The sequence below is a fragment of the Aquitalea denitrificans genome, assembly GCF_009856625.1.
GTDB lineage: Bacteria > Pseudomonadota > Gammaproteobacteria > Burkholderiales > Chromobacteriaceae > Aquitalea > Aquitalea denitrificans.
On the sequence record NZ_CP047241.1, the window covers coordinates 4,278,356 to 4,296,723 of the forward strand.

The following is an 18,368-nucleotide window of genomic DNA, read 5'->3' on the forward strand; positions in this document are numbered from 1 at the left end:
GTTATCCCCTTGCAGGCAAGGTCACTCAGCCGGGCTGATCTGCGGCATCTGCGGCGTCACCATCAACTGCCGCAGACTCATGCACGGTTTCTATCACCAGCTGATGTACCCCGTAGCGGTCGCTGTAATTGCGTAACACCGCCAGCTGGTTGGCAGAAATGCTGGCACCGCGTGGCAGCAGCAGATGTCCCGTCTTGCTGCGCAAATCCTCGGCCAGAATGGATCCGGATTTGGCACTGTGCAAAGTCACCGTTTCATAGGGGACATCAGCCAGGTCTTCAGGCCGCTGTTCGAACAGGCGACGGAAGACCTTCTTGTCGTAATCCGTGCCGGTATCCACACCGTAATAGCTGAATGGATCCACCTCTGGCCTGGCCCGGCGCAGGGCCAGGTTAATGGCCTTTTCCACATCCACCGGCTTTGGCGGCTTTACGACAAAACCATCGGCATGCAGTTGCACGGCGACGGTAACATTGCTGCGATCAGCGTGACCGGAAAGAATGATGAACGGCAGATTGGACACATTGGCGGTATGGCCGCAGCGCAATTCTTTCAGCAAATCCAGTCCGTTCATCGGCTTCATTTCCACATCACACAGCACCAGATCCACCATGCGCATGTCCAGCGTGCGCATCGCTGTGCTGCCATCTGGTGCCTGAGAAATGTTTTCTGCCCGTATGCCCATGGCCTGCAAGGACTGGCTTACCAGCGTCCTGACCAGTGACTGATCATCAACGACCAGTATTTTCAGTTTTTCCATCTCGACCGACATGATTCACCCCTTGCATGTCATCACTCATTGCGCCACCGGTCTGGCTTGTAGGCAAGCCGGCAGTCTGCTGTTGTTCTAGATAAGATGATAGTTCGTCCACACCCAGCTGTAGTGCAATCTGCTCACCACTGACAGCGCACTGCTCATAGCCGGCTGCCGTAATGGCTTCCAGCTCAACTTCGCCATCGACATGACTGATGATCAGCCGGTCCTGCTGCAATCCACAGCATTGCAGCAGGGCCGCTACATCCTGCGGTTGCAGTGCCAGCTGCTGCAAAGTAACTGAGGACAGCCGCAAGCCATCCAGCGGCAGGCGCAGCAGATTGCTGACCGTCAGCCTTCCTTCACCGACTTGATCTGCCAGTAAAGGAAAGCCAAAGTATTTCAGCTTGGCAATATTCTCGAAACACACTGGCGAGCAGCCATCATGCAGGCCATCCGCCAGCAGAAAGCCAATCTGTCCGGTTGACAGCCCATGCTGTCGCAGCAAGGCACTATAGCGATCAAACAGGTTTTCATGCGCCAGGCAGCTGGCATCCAGATACAGACTGAACAGAACACCCTGCCGCCAAGGCTGGGGAATGCTGACCAGTATCTGCACCAGTCGCTCCATGACCATTTCCAGTATCAATACCGGCAATTGTGGGTTGACCGACAGCTTGCGGTACAAGACAGCATCCAGTGTCAAGAATCCATGCGGCAACTGGATACCCGCCACCTGCATTCCGCGCACCTGGCGCTGCGCCAAGCCCAGCACCGGCTTGAACTCAAGTGACAGCGGCCCGGCAGAACAGTCCTGCCACAGCTGCAGCGGGTCTACTGCCAGGGCGGCACCACGCTGCTCCATATCGGAAAAGACAGCATTCAGTCGTTGCAGGAACTGATCGATGCTGTAGGGCTTGCACAGGAAATGCACGCTGGCAATACCCTGCCCGTGCGCCATGTCGGCAATGGTATGCAGCGTCCGGCTGTCATAACCAGAAATAATCAGCAAGGAAGCACGGCAGCCAATGGCACTGAGATTTTTAATGAAGTCGATACCACTCATGCCCGGCATGCCGATATCGGTAATGATCAGATCGTAGCTGGTTTCTGCTGCACTGCGCAGCGCTTCGGCCGGATCGCTGAACTCATCGATCTGCGTGGCCTGACGACTGAAAAAACCGGTCTGGCGCGAAATGAGTTTGCGCAAAATGACCTGATCTTCCAGGATGAGCAGTTTCATGGGCTGCTGCATGACGGTTTCCCTCGGCAATTCACACTAAGATGGCGGGGCCGGTATAAACGTGGATATTTACGTTTTTGGTATAGCAGTTTGCCGAGGATCGAGGCAAGCATTACCACTAATATTCTTGATAAAATTCGCGCTCAATTAAACAAATAATCGAATTACCTGTAGTTTCACGATAATTTTGTGTGTTTTTGCCTGATATGGCTAACCACACGTAAAAACTGGCTCCCACATATTTTACAAGCCATTGGCATCCGTACGGTCAGTCTCAGGTACCACCGCCTTTGCCGGTGCAGCATCACAATGCTCAGGCTCTACCACTGAGCAATAGAGAGCCACACAGCGTGTGCAGCGGCCTGAAACGCACAAAGCCCAGCTCGATTGAGCTGGGCTTCTGTATGGGGAGTCTGGCGGTGTCCTACTTTCACATGGCGAATGCCACACTATCATCGGCGCTAAGGCGTTTCACGGTCCTGTTCGGGATGGGAAGGCGTGGGACCACCTCGCTATGGCCACCAGACATAAACTGTCAACAAACTTGAAGAAGCCTTGTGGGGAGTAGAGAGTCGGGAGTAGAGAGTTGTCTCTGCCCGCTCTTGTCCTGCTCTCCGTTTCGGGGGTAGTTCGTCAGTTGCAGGGGTTTACTCCCCACTCCCACCTCTCTACTCCCGCCTTAATTAGTCTTGGATCTTTGATCGCGTCGCACATGCACTATCCGTCAGCCCGGTTTCCCAAGCCACTCAAATGATAGGATCAAGCCTCACGAGCAATTAGTATCGGTTAGCTTAACGCCTCACAGCGCTTCCACACCCGACCTATCAACGTCCTGGTCTCGAACGACTCTTCAGGAGGGTCTAGCCCTCAGGGAAGTCTCATCTTCAGGCGAGTTTCGCGCTTAGATGCTTTCAGCGCTTATCTCTTCCGAACTTAGCTACCCGGCAATGCCACTGGCGTGACAACCGGTACACCAGAGGTTCGTCCACTCCGGTCCTCTCGTACTAGGAGCAGCCCCCGTCAAACTTCCAACGCCCACTGCAGATAGGGACCAAACTGTCTCACGACGTTTTGAACCCAGCTCACGTACCACTTTAAATGGCGAACAGCCATACCCTTGGGACCGGCTACAGCCCCAGGATGTGATGAGCCGACATCGAGGTGCCAAACACCGCCGTCGATGTGAACTCTTGGGCGGTATCAGCCTGTTATCCCCGGAGTACCTTTTATCCGTTGAGCGATGGCCCTTCCATTCAGAACCACCGGATCACTATGTCCTGCTTTCGCACCTGCTCGACTTGTCGGTCTCGCAGTTAAGCTACCTTTTGCCATTGCACTATCAGCACGATTTCCGACCGTACCTAGGTAACCTTCGAACTCCTCCGTTACACTTTGGGAGGAGACCGCCCCAGTCAAACTGCCTACCATGCACTGTCCCCGATCCGGATAACGGACCAAGGTTAGAACCTCAAAGGGGTCAGGGTGGTATTTCAAGGTCGGCTCCACCAGAACTAGCGTCCTGGCTTCAAAGCCTCCCACCTATCCTACACAAACCACTTCAAAGTCCAATGCAAAGCTACAGTAAAGGTTCACGGGGTCTTTCCGTCTAGCAGCGGGGAGATTGCATCTTCACAAACACTTCAACTTCGCTGAGTCTCAGGAGGAGACAGTGTGGCCATCGTTACGCCATTCGTGCGGGTCGGAACTTACCCGACAAGGAATTTCGCTACCTTAGGACCGTTATAGTTACGGCCGCCGTTTACTGGGGCTTCGATCAAGAGCTTGCACCCCATCACTTAACCTTCCAGCACCGGGCAGGCGTCACACCCTATACGTCCACTTTCGTGTTGGCAGAGTGCTGTGTTTTTGATAAACAGTCGCAGCCACCGATTCTCTGCGACCTCTCCAAGCTCCATCCGCAAGGGATTTCACCTAAAGAGGCATACCTTCTCCCGAAGTTACGGTATCAATTTGCCGAGTTCCTTCTCCTGAGTTCTCTCAAGCGCCTTAGAATTCTCATCCTGCCCACCTGTGTCGGTTTGCGGTACGGTTCTTGTGTAGCTGAAGCTTAGTGGCTTTTCCTGGAAGCGTGGTATCAGTCACTTCAGGTCCGTAGACCCTCGTTATCACTTCTCGGTGTTGAATGAAAGGGCGGATTTGCCTACCCTAACCACCTACCAGCTTGAACGACCTATTCCAACAGGCCGCTGACCTAACCTTCTCCGTCCCCACATCGCACTACACAAAAGTACGGGAATTTTAACCCGTTTCCCATCGACTACGCTTTTCAGCCTCGCCTTAGGGGCCGACTCACCCTACGCCGATGAACGTTGCGTAGGAAACCTTGGGCTTTCGGCGAGCGGGCTTTTCACCCGCTTTATCGCTACTCATGTCAGCATTCGCACTTCTGATATCTCCAGCATCCCTTTCGAGACACCTTCACAGACCTACAGAACGCTCCCCTACCATCTGCACTTACGTGCAAATCCGCAGCTTCGGTTATCAGTTTGAGCCCCGTTACATCTTCCGCGCAGGACGACTCGACCAGTGAGCTATTACGCTTTCTTTAAATGATGGCTGCTTCTAAGCCAACATCCTGGCTGTCTGGGCCTTCCCACTTCGTTTACCACTTAACTGATCATTTGGGACCTTAGCTGGCGGTCTGGGTTGTTTCCCTCTTGACGATGGACGTTAGCACCCACCGTCTGTCTCCCATGCTCGCACTTTCCGGTATTCAGAGTTTGCCATGGTTTGGTAAATCGCAATGACCCCCTAGCCATAACAGTGCTTTACCCCCGGAAGTGATACATGAGGCACTACCTAAATAGTTTTCGGGGAGAACCAGCTATCTCCGAGTTTGTTTAGCCTTTCACCCCTATCCACAGCTCATCCCCTAGTTTTGCAACACTAGTGGGTTCGGACCTCCAGTGCGTGTTACCGCACCTTCATCCTGGCCATGGATAGATCACTCGGTTTCGGGTCTACGCCCAGCAACTAAAGCGCCCTATTCGGACTCGGTTTCCCTACGCCTCCCCTATGCGGTTAAGCTTGCTACTGAACGTAAGTCGCTGACCCATTATACAAAAGGTACGCAGTCACCCCTTGCGAGGCTCCCACTGTTTGTATGCATCCGGTTTCAGGTTCTATTTCACTCCCCTCCCGGGGTTCTTTTCGCCTTTCCCTCACGGTACTGGTTCACTATCGGTCGATCACGAGTATTTAGCCTTGGAGGATGGTCCCCCCATCTTCAAACAGGATTTCGCGTGTCCCGCCCTACTTTTCGTATGCTTAGTACCAAGAATGAAATTTCGTGTACGGGGCTATCACCCACTATGGCGGCAGTTTCCAATGCCTTCCACTATCTCAATCTCTATCACATACAGGCTATTCCGCGTTCGCTCGCCACTACTGACGGAATCTCGGTTGATTTCTTTTCCTCGAGTTACTTAGATGTTTCAGTTCACTCGGTTCGCTTCCACAGACCTATGTATTCAGTCTGGGATACCCTTGCGGGTGGGTTTCCCCATTCGGATATCGCGGGATCAAAGCTCTATTGCCAGCTCCCCCGCGCTTTTCGCAGGCTTACACGTCCTTCATCGCCTGTGATCGCCAAGGCATCCACCAGATGCACTTAGTCGCTTGACCCTATCATTTCAGTAACCTAGATTACCAATCCGACAGAATTGTGTTTGTGCGACATGTCACACCGCCCCTTTTGATATGGCGACATGACATTAGATACAATCAAATTCCCAAGATGACGATTTGTCCTGCATGCAGAGTTAACTCCATGCATTTCATTTCGCCGTCTAATTAATTCGGCTTCTTCAGTTTGTTAAAGATCGGGCATTGTAAAAACAACGCAAACAGAAATTCACGCAGCAATAAAATGCTGTGTGCGCTTTTGTTTGCACTGTAAGAATGGTGGAGGATGACGGGATCGAACCGACGACCCCCTGCTTGCAAAGCAGGTGCTCTCCCAACTGAGCTAATCCCCCAAACTGGTGGGTCTGGTAGGACTCGAACCTACGACCCCTGCGTTATCAACACAGTGCTCTAACCAGCTGAGCTACAAACCCAGTTACTACCCTTAAATCATGAATAACCGATAGGCTGTGAGTACTTGACAATCGCCTTCTCTAGAAAGGAGGTGATCCAGCCGCAGGTTCCCCTACGGCTACCTTGTTACGACTTCACCCCAGTCATGAATCCCACCGTGGTAAGCGGCCTCCTTACGGTTAGCCTACCCACTTCTGGTGAAACTCACTCCCATGGTGTGACGGGCGGTGTGTACAAGACCCGGGAACGTATTCACCGCAGCATGCTGATCTGCGATTACTAGCGATTCCGACTTCACGCACTCGAGTTGCAGAGTGCGATCCGGACTACGATCGGTTTTATGAGATTGGCTCCACCTCGCGGCTTGGCTACCCTCTGTACCGACCATTGTATGACGTGTGAAGCCCTGGTCATAAGGGCCATGAGGACTTGACGTCATCCCCACCTTCCTCCGGTTTGTCACCGGCAGTCCCATTAGAGTGCTCAACTAAATGGTAGCAACTAATGGCAAGGGTTGCGCTCGTTGCGGGACTTAACCCAACATCTCACGACACGAGCTGACGACAGCCATGCAGCACCTGTGTTACGGCTCCCTTTCGGGCACCAAGCCATCTCTGGCAAGTTCCGTACATGTCAAGACCAGGTAAGGTTTTTCGCGTTGCATCGAATTAATCCACATCATCCACCGCTTGTGCGGGTCCCCGTCAATTCCTTTGAGTTTTAACCTTGCGGCCGTACTCCCCAGGCGGTCAACTTCTCGCGTTAGCTACGCTACCAAGGATTCAAACCCCCAACAGCTAGTTGACATCGTTTAGGGCGTGGACTACCAGGGTATCTAATCCTGTTTGCTCCCCACGCTTTCGTGCATGAGCGTCAGTGTCATCCCAGGGGGCTGCCTTCGCCATCGGTATTCCTCCGCATCTCTACGCATTTCACTGCTACACGCGGAATTCTACCCCCCTCTGACGCACTCTAGCCGTGCAGTCTCCAATGCAGTTCCCAGGTTGAGCCCGGGGCTTTCACATCAGACTTACACAACCGCCTGCGCACGCTTTACGCCCAGTAATTCCGATTAACGCTTGCACCCTACGTATTACCGCGGCTGCTGGCACGTAGTTAGCCGGTGCTTATTCTTCAGGTACTGTCATCCCCCAAGGGTATTAACCTTAGGGATTTCCTCCCTGACAAAAGTCCTTTACAACCCGAAGGCCTTCTTCAGACACGCGGCATGGCTGGATCAGGCTTGCGCCCATTGTCCAAAATTCCCCACTGCTGCCTCCCGTAGGAGTCTGGGCCGTGTCTCAGTCCCAGTGTGGCGGATCATCCTCTCAGACCCGCTACTGATCGATGCCTTGGTGAGCCTTTACCTCACCAACTAGCTAATCAGACGTCGGCCGCTCGAATAGCGCAAGGTCTTACGATCCCCTGCTTTCCTTCTCAAAGCGTATGCGGTATTAGCTATCCTTTCGGATAGTTATCCCCCACTACTCGGCACGTTCCGACGCATTACTCACCCGTTCGCCACTCGTCAGCGGAGCAAGCTCCCTGTTACCGTTCGACTTGCATGTGTAAAGCATGCCGCCAGCGTTCAATCTGAGCCAGGATCAAACTCTTCAGTTCAATCTCATAGCAAATTTTCTGGCACGCAAGATCAAAGAAAATAACAAGTATTTCTTGTCTTGCAGTGCAAGTATTTGGCTTTCGCCAAGCACTCACACCTATCGGTTATTCTGTTTTTTAAAGAGCGGTGCAGGTCGCTGCGTTTCGTTTCCGTCGCTGCGTTGTCTGCTGAGGAGGCGAACTATACCGCCACACCCTACCCTCGTCAACACTTTGTGCGAAGAAATCTGCACGATTTGCTGAAATCCCGGCCAAGAGCGCGCTAAGTCACTGAACGGTAATACTTTATGAAATGCGGATTTCATGACTATTTTGCTGCGCATGCACAGCCCGCGGTGCGCTGGCGTCCATCCTGATGCTGACCCACGGGGGAAACTGGCGCAAAAAGCTGGTCAGCGCACTGCCACCGGCAGCAAAAAGCCCGGCTGGGCCGGGCTTTTGCCCATATCTTGTCTGTCTCTACTAATCTGTCTCTATATAGATGATTTTATTGCTGTCATTTGATCCCCAGTCTGTCCATGCGGTAACGCATGGAGCGGAAAGTAAGGCCTAGCAGTTTGGCTGCCTGAGTACGGTTGAAGCGGGTGGCATCCAGCGCCTTGAGTATGGCTTCACGCTCCACCCGGTCTAGAAACATCTGCAGCGGTTCACTACCGGCGTAGCCAATACTGCTTTCCAGGTCATCCAGGGCCTGACAGGGGGTGAGCTGCAAGTCGGCGACATCGACCTTGTCGTCTCCGGCCAGCGCGATGGCACGCTCAAGGATGTTTTCCAGTTCGCGGAAATTGCCCGGGTAGTTATAGGACAGCATGGCCTTGACTGCATCCGGCGTGAGGCGTGGACGGCTCTCCGGGGTGGCGAAACGGTCCAGCAGCGCGCCGATGAAACGGGGAATGTCATCGCGCAGCTCGCGCAGCGGTGGCATGCGCAGCGGCAATACGTTGAGCCGGTAGTAGAGGTCTTGCCGGAACTGGCCGGCCTCAACCAGCGCGGCCAGATCTTTGTGGGTTGCACAGATGATGCGCGCATCGACCGGCTCCTCCTGCGGGCTGCCCAGCTTGCGCACCTTCTTTTCCTGGATGGCACGCAACAACTTGACCTGCATGGCCAAGGGCAGATCGGCGACCTCGTCCAGAAACAGAGTGCCACCGGTGGCTTGCTGGAAGAACCCGTCACGGTCACTGTCGGCTCCGGTAAATGCACCTTTGCGGTAACCGAAGAATTCGCTCTCCATCAGGTTTTCCGGGATGGCCCCACAGTTGACCGGGACGAATGGCCGCTCGGCACGCGCGCTTTGCTCGTGCACCAGACGGGCGGCTTGTTCCTTGCCGGTGCCTGACTCGCCGCTGATGTAGACCGCCGCCTGGCTACGTGCCAGCTTTTCGATCATGCGGCGTACATCCAGCATGGCGGGTGAGTCGCCGACCAGGCGCTCCATGCCCAGCGGCTTGCCATTGCCCTCTACTTTCAATACCGATTTCACCAGCGTGCGCAATTGCGCCAGGCTGATGGGTTTGGACAGGTAATCAAAGGCACCGGCTTTCATTGCCTTGACTGCGTTTTCGGTACTGCCATAGGCGGTAATGATGGCGCTGGGAATATCCAGTGCCTGCTCGGCGATGAACTCCACCACCTCTATCCCTTCTCCATCCGGCATGCGCATATCGCTGAGCACCAGATTGAAGGGTTCGCGCAGCAGCAGTGCCTTGGCATCGGTGACATTACCAGCGGTCACCACATCCAGCCCCATCTTGAGCAGAGTGAGTTCGAGCAGTTCGCGGATATCCGGCTCGTCGTCCACCACGAGCACACGCAGGGTGTTCTTATTCATAGGCATGATGACAGCTTAAACGGAAAACGCCGCCCGGGGGGATATAGTCGAGCCGGGCATCATTGGCTTCAGCCAGTTCACGGGCGATATACAGTCCTAGGCCGGTCCCGCTGCTTTCCGTGGTAAAGAAGGGTTCAAACAGGTGGGCCTGGGCGTCTTCGCTCATACCTGGGCCATCGTCAAACACATGGATGAGCACTTGCGCTTCAATCTGGCTGACTTCAATACGCACCGCGCCATGGACGTGCGAGGAGTGACGCCAGGCGTTGGCCACCAAGTTGGACAAGATCTGCCCCAGATGGCCGCGGTCAAAATAAACGCTGCCGGTGCTGTAGAAAATGGGGAGTATGCGACCGGCGGCTTCCGGCTGTGCCATGCCGAACTGATCGAGAAAGTCGGCAAGAAACTGTGACAGTTTGATCGTTTCGGTCTTGACCCGGTCACGCCGCCCCAGCATCAGTACTTCTTCTACCAGGCCATTGATGCGCTTGGCGTTGTCGCGAACGATGCGGGTAAGCCGCTGGGTAGCGGGATCCTCCGCCCCCTCGGCCAGCAGGTCGCCGGCATGGGAAATGGCTGCCAGCGGGTTGCGGATTTCATGGGCGATATTGGCAGTAAGCCGACCCAGTGCAGCCAGCTTGATGCGCTTGGCTTCTTCCGCCATGTCAGCCATGTCGCGCAGGAACATCACCACGCCGCGCAGATCACCGGCCAGAATGGGCACCATGCGACCGGCCAGTTGCCGGCCTCGCACATTGCGCTCGACAAATACCGGCATGGGCGAATGGCTGTTGAGGCGCCAGCGCTCCACCACCGGGCTCAGCTCGGGCAACAGGATGCCACGCTGCATATTGGGAAAGTAGCGCACAGCTTGGGCATTGAACTGCCTGACGGTACCGGTTTCATCCAGCACGATGACCGCATCCCGCTGGCTTTGCAGCACCAGTTCGTTCAGGCGGTTGAGGTTGGCAATTTCCCCGCCACGGCGCGAAGCCAGCTCTTCGGACTCTCGCGCCACCCGTGCCAGTTGGTAGGTCACCACCGAAGTGACAAAACCGGCCAGCGACAGCAGGCCGGTCTGGAACAGGTCGGTGGTGCTGCCAAATAGTACTTCATGTCGATAGTGTTCATAGCCCACGTAGCCAAACAGGCTGGCGGTGGCGATGGATGCATAGAACAGGGCAAATCGCCCGGAGGACAGCAAACCCGCCACGGCCAGATAGGGCAGCAGCAACATGCCATAGCCACTTTTCACCCCGCCGTTCATGCCCATCAGCAGCACAATCATCAGAATGTCGGCGGCAATGGCCAGTGACAGCTGCAGGGTATGCCCCGCCTTGCCATTGCGCAGGGCAAACCAACAGGCAATCAGTCCACCATATACCGCGGACCACAGATAGAAGCGCCCACCGCCACCCACCAGCGGCTGTCCTTCCGAGCCTTGCAGCAGGGACATGAACAGCAGCACCAGCAACATGAGTGCACGAAAACCGTTGACGAAGGCCAGGGCCTTGCGCGGGGTCAGCGGCAGCGGGCGATCCAGCATCATGGCGTGCCAGCCGCCGGCAGGTCGCCAATGGCCGATACTGCCCACTTCTTCGGCATCAGCTTGCCCTTTTTGCCACGCTTGGCATCGAACTCGGCCAGGGCCAGCTTTTCGTCAGCCACTTTGCCGCGCACCGATACCGTAGCCAGCAGCGCCTTGTCGCCCTTGACCAGGCCAATGGCGGTCAGCGTTTCGCCAGCATCCAGCGCCATCAGCATCAGGCCACGGCCCTTGGCCATTTCCTTCAGCTCGCCAGCCGGGAATGCCAGCAGGCGGCCATTATCCGCTGCAGCCACCAGTCGCATGGCCGCCAGATCGGCATTGCTGGCCACAACTACCGGGGTGATGACGTTTTCACCATTGTCCAGCGTGAGAAAAGCCTTGCCGGCCTTGACCCTGCCCGACATGTCAGACAGTTTGGCCACAAAGCCATAACCGCCAGAACCGGCCACCACGAAGCGGGCATCGTCCTTGCCGGAAATCATCTGCGCCGGCTTGGCACCGTCCTGTAGATCCACCAGCGAGGCCACCGGCACGCCGTCGCCACGACCGGTCGGCACATCAGCCGGGTCGATGGTGTAGGCGCGACCCTTGTTGTCCAGCACGATGACCGACCACACGGTGCGGGTTTCCACCACGGTGTGTAGACCGTCGCCATCCTTGAAGGCCAGTGCCGACAGATCGACGTTGTGGCCGACGCGGGCGCGGATCCAGCCTTTTTGCGACAGGATGATGGTGACCGGCTCGTCGGCGATGGTCTGGGTGAGCACGGCGCGTTCGGCCGCCTTGATTTCACTGCGACGTGGATCGCCATACTTGGCGGTATCCGCCATGATTTCGTCGCGGATCAGGCGGGTGAGGGCGTCCGGCGTATCCAGCACATGGCGTAAACCTTCGCGCTCTTCACGCAGCTCGGACAGCTCCTTCTCCAGCTTGAAACCTTCCAGCCGCGCCAGTTGGCGCAGGCGGATTTCCAGAATGTCCTCGGCTTGTGCTTCGGACAGGCCGAAGGCTTTCATCAGGTCGGGCTTGGGTTCGTCCGATTCGCGGATGACGCGGATGACTTCATCGATATGGATGAAGGCAATCATGCGCCCTTCCAGGATATGAATACGCTTTTCCACCTGGCCCAGCCGATACTTGAGGCGGCGGGTGACGGTGCTGCGACGGAAGTCTATCCACTCGGACAAAATAGCCTTGAGACCCTTCTGCGCCGGGCGGCCGTCCAGACCGATCATCACCAGGTTCATCGAGGCATTGCCTTCCAGACTGGTTTGCGCCAGCAGGATGTTGATGAACTCGTCCGGGTCCTGCCGGCTGGACTTGGGTTCGAACACCAGCCGCACCGGACACTGGCTGTCCGATTCGTCCCGCACGCGGTCCAGCAGCGACAGCATCAGGCTCTTCAGGTTTTGCTGGTCTTGTGTCAGCGCTTTCTTGCCGGCCTTGAGCTTGGGGTTGGTGGCTTCTTCGATCTCGGCCAGTACTTTCTGTGCCGACGATCCCGGCGGCAGCTCGGACACGATGACGCGCCACTGGCCACGCGCCAGTTTTTCCACTTCCCACTTGGCCCGCACCCGCACGCTGCCACGGCCACCTTCATAAGCAGCCAGGATATCGTCGAACGGGGTGATGATCTGGCCACCGCCGGGAAAGTCCGGGCCGGGGATAAAGTCCATCAGCTGGCGGGTAGTCAGTTCCGGATTGGCCAGCAAGGCCAGGCAGCCACGTGCCACCTCGGTGAGGTTATGTGGCGGGATTTCCGTGGCCATGCCCACGGCAATACCAGAAGCGCCGTTGAGCAGCACCATTGGCAGGCGTGCCGGCAGCAGGGCGGGCTCTTCGAAGGCACCGTCGTAATTGGGCACAAAGTCCACGGTGCCCATGTCGATTTCGCCCAGCAGCAGCTCGGCAATCGGTGTCAGCCTCGCCTCGGTATAACGCATGGCGGCGGCACCGTCGCCATCACGGCTGCCAAAGTTACCTTGGCCATCAATCAGTGGATAGCGCAGGGTGAAGTCCTGCGCCATGCGCACCAGCGCTTCGTAGGCCGAGCTGTCGCCGTGCGGGTGGTATTTACCCAGGATTTCACCCACCACCCGCGCCGACTTGACCGGCTTGGCACCATGCGCCAGACCCATATCGCGCATGGCATACAGGATGCGGCGCTGCACCGGCTTCTGGCCATCGGCCACCTCTGGCAGCGCGCGGCCCTTGACCACGCTCATGGCGTATTCCAGATAAGCACGCTCGGCATACTGGTCCAGTGGAATCCAGTCGCCCGTCTGTGCATCAGCCGGCGGGGCAGGCGGTGTCACGGGCGGCTGCGTGCCGGAGACTGGCGGCGCATCGTCAAAGAGATCGTTACTGTTCATGGGGCAGGGCTTGCTTGTGTGATAGGGTTTCAGCTTGTTCATCTGCAGTACCGCCACGCTGCACACCGGCCATCAGCCGGGCAGGGTGGAACACTGCGCCATTCATTTTCGAGGGCAATTCTACTATGGCCAGCCTGTTGCAGTGGCAATGCCACCCGTTTGACGGTTTTTCCCCGCTTGCGCTGTATGAAATGCTGCAGTTGCGCGACCGGGTTTTCGTGGTGGAGCAGCAATCCATCTATGGCGATATCGACGGTGTCGACCTGCATTGCTACCACCTGCAAGGACGTGATGGTCACGGCAAACTGCAGGCCTATGCCCGCCTGATTGCTCCCGGTGAAAAATACCCGGATGCCAGCGCCATTGGCCGGGTGGTACTGGAACCGGCACTGCGTGGCAAGGGCCTGGGTAACCAGCTGCTGGCCGAGGCGGTGAACCACTGCCTGCAGCTGTGGCCCGCAGCACCCATCATGCTGTCGGCCCAGCTGGCTGCCTGCGGACTGTACGAGCGCTTCGGCTTTGTTGCGGTTTCGCAGCCCTATGACGATGGCGGCATCATGCACGTGGACATGCGGCGCGGCACACTCAGCCACTAAGCTGCAACCTGTTCAATCCGCCCGCGGAGCGAACAGGTCTTTCCAGCCGGTATACGCCGTGACATACAACACTGGGAACCACAGCAACAAGCCCAGCCCCAGCGGCAGCAAGGCAAGAAACAGCAGCAAGGCCAGCATGAAGGCAGACAGCAGCACCGCCTGCCAGTTGGCCAAGCCGCCACGGAAACTGTCACGCAGCGCCTGCCACGGCCCCAATCCGTTCAGCACCACCAGCGCCGGGGCAAACCAATAGCACAGGCTGAGCAGAAACATCAGCGCTGCACTCAGTAACATGAGCAAGCCGATGGGTCCATCCAGCCTGGGCATATTCTGCGCATTCTCCGTGGCAATCACATGGACGCCCAGCAAGGGCATGGCCGCACTGAGCAGCAGCATCGCCAGCAGCAACAAGGCCAGATACAGCATGCCGACATTGAGCAAGGCGCGGGGAGCCTGACGGAAACCGGCAAACAGCGCGCTCAACTTCAGTTCGGTATCGCGCTCCGCCTGTTGTGCCGCCAACACAAAGCCACCGGCAAACACCGGTCCCAGGAAAAAGGTAAGCGGCGGCCCCAGCATGGGTATGGCCGCCACGGCAAAGTGGATCAGCAGATAGCTGCCAGCCAGCAGCATCCAGGTCAGCGGTTGTTGCCTAACCAGATAAAATGCTTCCACGATCCAGCGCCAGCCACGTGCATAGCCCACCTGGCGTGCATCGATGCGTGCGGGGAAATCAGTCTGCATGCTTGCTCCTGTCCGGCTGTTTCATGGTGAAAACCCAAAATCCTGCGCCGACTGTCCATGAGAGCGGGGTGCAGGTCAAGCCCGTTAGCCAGCCGACCCCGGCCAGGCAGCTAAGGCTGCATGCAGCAATGCTGTCAACAAAGCATTGAAAATGCATGAAAACGGCGCACAAGCTGCGCCGTGAAGGTTGCCGCAATGCGGCAAAATCAGCGATAATTCCATGATTTCGCGGCGGTTAATCCATGCCGGTGCCATGCACGGGCCACGGGCTGACTGTCGTACCGCGTCTGTCCCGCCCCCTTTACAGTTTTGAGGTTTTCCCGAAATGGTCACCCGAACCGAGCTAGCCAACGCCATTCGTTTCCTGTCTATGGATGCAGTGGAGAAGGCCAAATCTGGTCACCCTGGCGCCCCGATGGGCATGGCTGATATCGCCGAAGTACTGTGGCGCGATCACTTGAAGCACAACCCTGCCAATCCTTCCTGGTCCAACCGTGACCGCTTCGTGCTCTCCAACGGGCACGGCTCCATGCTCATCTACAGCCTGCTGCACCTCACCGGCTACGATCTGTCCATCGACGACCTCAAAAACTTCCGTCAGCTGCATTCCAAAACCCCGGGCCACCCGGAATACGGTTATGCACCGGGCGTGGAAACCACCACCGGCCCGCTAGGCCAGGGCATCACCAATGCGGTGGGCATGGCGCTGGCCGAAAAAATGCTGGCCGCCCAGTTCAACCGCGACGGCCATACCGTAGTCGACCACAATACCTGGGTATTCCTGGGTGACGGTTGCCTGATGGAAGGCATCAGCCACGAAGCCTGCTCGCTGGCCGGTACCTGGGGCCTGAACAAGCTGATCGCCTTCTGGGACGACAACGGCATCTCCATCGACGGTCATGTTGAAGGCTGGTTCACCGACAACACCCCGGCCCGCTTCGAAGCCTACGGCTGGCAGGTGATCAAGAACGTCAACGGCCACGATCCGGTGGAAATCGCCACCGCCATCGAAACCGCCAAGAAGGGCGACCGTCCGACGCTGATCTGCTGCAAGACCACCATCGGTTTTGGCTCGCCCAACAAGCAAGGCACCCACGATGTGCATGGCGCGCCGCTGGGCGCGGCCGAAATTGCCGCCGCGCGCGAAACGCTGAACTGGCCGCATGCACCGTTTGAAATTCCGGCCGACATCTACGCCGCCTGGAGCGCCCGCGACAAGGGTGCACTGGCCGAGATCGAATGGAACAAGCAGTTTGACGCCTACCGCGCCGCTTACCCGAAACTGGCTGCCGAATTCGAACGCCGCATGCAGGGCGAACTGCCGGCAGCCTGGGCCGAAGCCCGCGACGCGGCCATCGCCAAGATCGTGGACGCTGCCCAGACCGTGGCCACCCGCAAGGCCAGCCAGATTGCACTGGAAGCCTTCTCGCCCAGCCTGCCTGAGTTTGTAGGCGGTTCGGCCGACCTGACCGGCTCCAACCTGACCAACTGGTCTGGTTCCAAGTGGATCGACGCGGCCGGCAACGGCAACTACATCAGCTATGGCGTACGCGAGTTCGGCATGGCTGCCATCATGAACGGCATGACGCTGCACGGTGGCCTGCGCCCCTACGGCGGTACCTTCCTGATGTTCAGCGAATACGCCCGCAATGCACTGCGCATGGCCTCGCTGATGAAGATCAACCCGGTGTTCGTGTTCACTCACGACTCCATCGGCCTGGGCGAAGACGGCCCCACCCACCAACCGGTGGAACAAGTGGCCACGCTGCGCCTGATCCCGAATCACCACACCTGGCGTCCGTGCGACACCACCGAAGCTGCGGTGGCCTGGGCGCATGCCATCGAACAGAAAACCACCCCGAGCAGCCTGATCCTCAGCCGCCAGAACCTGCCCTTCGTGCAGCGTGATGCACAGCAGATCAAGGACATTGCCCGTGGCGGCTACGTGCTGCGTGATGCTGCCGATGCCCGCGCCGTGCTGATTGCCACCGGTTCGGAAATCGAACTGGCGCTGAAGGCACAGGAAGCACTGGCAGCCGAAGGTATTGCCGTGCGCGTGGTGTCCATGCCTTGCACCAATGTGTTCGACCAGCAGGACAAGGCCTGGCAGCAAAGCGTGCTGCCGGCCGGCCTGCCGCGTCTGGCCATTGAAGCCGGTGTACCGGACTCCTGGCGCAAGTATGTCGGTCTGGAAGGTGACGTGGTGGGCATGGCCCACTTCGGCGAATCCGCACCGGCCGGCGTGCTGTTCAAGGAATTCGGCTTCACCGTCGACAATGTCGTCGCCAAAACCAAGAACATCATTCAATAAAAAAGCACAGGCCGCCCCATCCAAAAACAAAGCAGGGGTGGCCTTATTTTCATGGTGTCTCCATTCTGACCCGCTCACGCGGGGAGGCACCAGTTTTCCGGGAGAGTAATAGTATGACCATTCGCATCGCGATCAACGGCTACGGCCGCATTGGCCGTCAGGTACTGCGCGCCATTTACGAATACAACCTGCACAACGATTTCAAGGTTGTTGCCGTCAACGCAACCGGCGATCTGGCCACCAACGCCCACCTGACCAAGTTCGACACCGTACACGGTCGTTTTCCGGCAGACATCGCTCACGATGAAGAAAACCTGCTGATCAACGGTGAAAAGATTCCCTTCTTCTCCACCCGCAACCCGGCTGAACTGCCGTGGAAAGCCCTGAATGTAGACCTGGTACTGGAATGTACCGGTGCCTTCACCAGCAAGGAAAAGTGCCAGGTCCACCTGGACGCCGGTGCCAAGAAGGTGCTGATTTCCGCCCCGGGCGGCGACGACGTTGACGCCACCATCGTGTACGGCGTAAACCACGACGTGCTGACCAGCGCCATGACCGTGGTGTCCAACGCATCCTGCACCACCAACTGCCTGGCACCGGTGGCCAAGGCACTGAACGACACCATTGGCGTGACCAAGGGCCTGATGACCACCATCCACGCCTTTACCAACGACCAGGTGCTGACCGACGTGCGTCACAAAGACCTGCGCCGCGCCCGTTCCGCCACCGAAAACATGATCCCCACCAAGACCGGTGCCGCCAAGGCCGTGGGCCTGGTACTGCCGGAACTGAAGGGCAAGCTGGATGGCTTCGCCGTGCGCGTTCCCACCATCAATGTTTCGCTGGTTGACCTGACCTTCAAGTCTGGCCGTGACACCACCAAGGACGAAGTCAACGAAATCCTGCAGGCTGCATCCGAAGGCCCGATGAAGGGCGTGCTGGGCTTCAACACCCTGCCGCTGGTTTCCTCCGACTTCAACCACAGCACCGAAGCCTCCACCTTTGACGCCACCCTGACCAAGGTGACCGGCGGCAATATGGTTAAGGTACTGGCCTGGTACGACAACGAGTGGGGCTTCAGCAACCAGATGCTGAAAACCGCTCGCGCCATGTTCGAAGCCAAGTAAGGTGTGGCCCTGCGGGGCCAGCAGCAAATGAAAGCAGGTGGGACGCAGGTCCGCCTGCTTTCCTGCAGTTAACAGGGTTGACGGGTGAGCCGGTTGAGCCATGCTCCCGCCACTGCGCCCCAAGGCGAACACCCCCGTCCAGGCTGCGGCTTAGCGCGGCGC

The 18,368-nt window shown here is 57.5% G+C and carries 9 protein-coding genes, 2 tRNA genes and 3 rRNA genes; 3 read left to right on the plus strand and 11 right to left on the minus strand.

The genetic code is table 11. From position 1 onward, the window contains the following. Positions 1-25: 25 nt before the first annotated feature. The 10 genes from GSR16_RS19875 to parC form a co-directional block, all read right to left on the minus strand. On the minus strand, positions 26-772 hold the full coding sequence (locus GSR16_RS19875) for a response regulator (RefSeq protein WP_159880429.1): 747 nt from the start codon (positions 770-772) through the stop codon (positions 26-28). Continuing rightward, a complete protein-coding gene (locus GSR16_RS19880; RefSeq protein ID WP_159880431.1) occupies positions 732-1,997 on the minus strand; it encodes a response regulator transcription factor in 1,266 nt (421 codons plus the stop codon). Before GSR16_RS19880 ends, GSR16_RS19875 begins: the two co-directional genes overlap by 41 nt. A gap of 411 nt (positions 1,998-2,408) precedes the next feature. Continuing rightward, positions 2,409-2,523, minus strand: a 5S ribosomal RNA gene (rrf, locus tag GSR16_RS19885). 229 nt (positions 2,524-2,752) lie between these two features. Continuing rightward, a 23S ribosomal RNA gene (locus GSR16_RS19890) occupies positions 2,753-5,642 on the minus strand. A gap of 277 nt (positions 5,643-5,919) precedes the next feature. Next, positions 5,920-5,995, minus strand: a tRNA-Ala gene (locus GSR16_RS19895). Between the two features lie 4 nt (positions 5,996-5,999). After that, positions 6,000-6,076: transfer RNA gene (locus GSR16_RS19900), tRNA-Ile, on the minus strand. A 64-nt stretch (positions 6,077-6,140) separates the two neighbouring features. After that, positions 6,141-7,676 (minus strand): 16S ribosomal RNA (locus GSR16_RS19905). The 16S, 23S and 5S rRNA genes sit together here with 2 tRNA genes alongside, the layout of an rRNA operon. A 496-nt stretch (positions 7,677-8,172) precedes the next feature. Beyond that, positions 8,173-9,507: a sigma-54-dependent transcriptional regulator gene (locus tag GSR16_RS19910; protein WP_159880917.1), complete on the minus strand. Its 1,335-nt coding sequence runs from the start codon at positions 9,505-9,507 to the stop codon at positions 8,173-8,175. Continuing rightward, positions 9,500-11,056, minus strand: a complete 1,557-nt coding sequence (locus tag GSR16_RS19915; RefSeq protein ID WP_159880433.1) for a two-component system sensor histidine kinase NtrB — start codon at positions 11,054-11,056, stop codon at positions 9,500-9,502. The genes GSR16_RS19910 and GSR16_RS19915 overlap by 8 nt, the downstream gene beginning before the upstream one ends. Further along, positions 11,053-13,428 (minus strand): DNA topoisomerase IV subunit A, encoded by a 2,376-nt coding sequence (parC, locus tag GSR16_RS19920; RefSeq protein WP_159880435.1) that lies wholly within the window; start codon positions 13,426-13,428, stop codon positions 11,053-11,055. The genes GSR16_RS19915 and parC overlap by 4 nt, the downstream gene beginning before the upstream one ends. Before the next feature lie 125 nt (positions 13,429-13,553). On the opposite strand from parC, the gene GSR16_RS19925 reads away from it, so the two are divergent. Continuing rightward, entirely contained in the window at positions 13,554-14,024 is a 471-nt protein-coding gene (locus GSR16_RS19925) for a GNAT family N-acetyltransferase (protein ID WP_159880437.1), read from the plus strand. Between the two features lie 12 nt (positions 14,025-14,036). Here the strand turns inward: GSR16_RS19925 and GSR16_RS19930 are convergent, their stop codons facing one another. After that, the gene (locus GSR16_RS19930) at positions 14,037-14,768 is read right to left on the minus strand and encodes a BPSS1780 family membrane protein (RefSeq protein WP_159880439.1); all 732 of its coding nucleotides are present in this window, start codon (positions 14,766-14,768) and stop codon (positions 14,037-14,039) included. Positions 14,769-15,093: 325 nt separating this feature from the next. On the opposite strand from GSR16_RS19930, the gene tkt reads away from it, so the two are divergent. Both tkt and gap read left to right on the plus strand, forming a co-directional pair. Next, positions 15,094-17,079, plus strand: a complete 1,986-nt coding sequence (gene tkt, locus GSR16_RS19935; protein ID WP_159880441.1) for a transketolase — start codon at positions 15,094-15,096, stop codon at positions 17,077-17,079. Between the two features lie 113 nt (positions 17,080-17,192). After that, entirely contained in the window at positions 17,193-18,206 is a 1,014-nt protein-coding gene (gene gap, locus GSR16_RS19940; RefSeq protein ID WP_159880443.1) for a type I glyceraldehyde-3-phosphate dehydrogenase, read from the plus strand. The last annotated feature ends 162 nt before the right edge of the window (positions 18,207-18,368 follow it).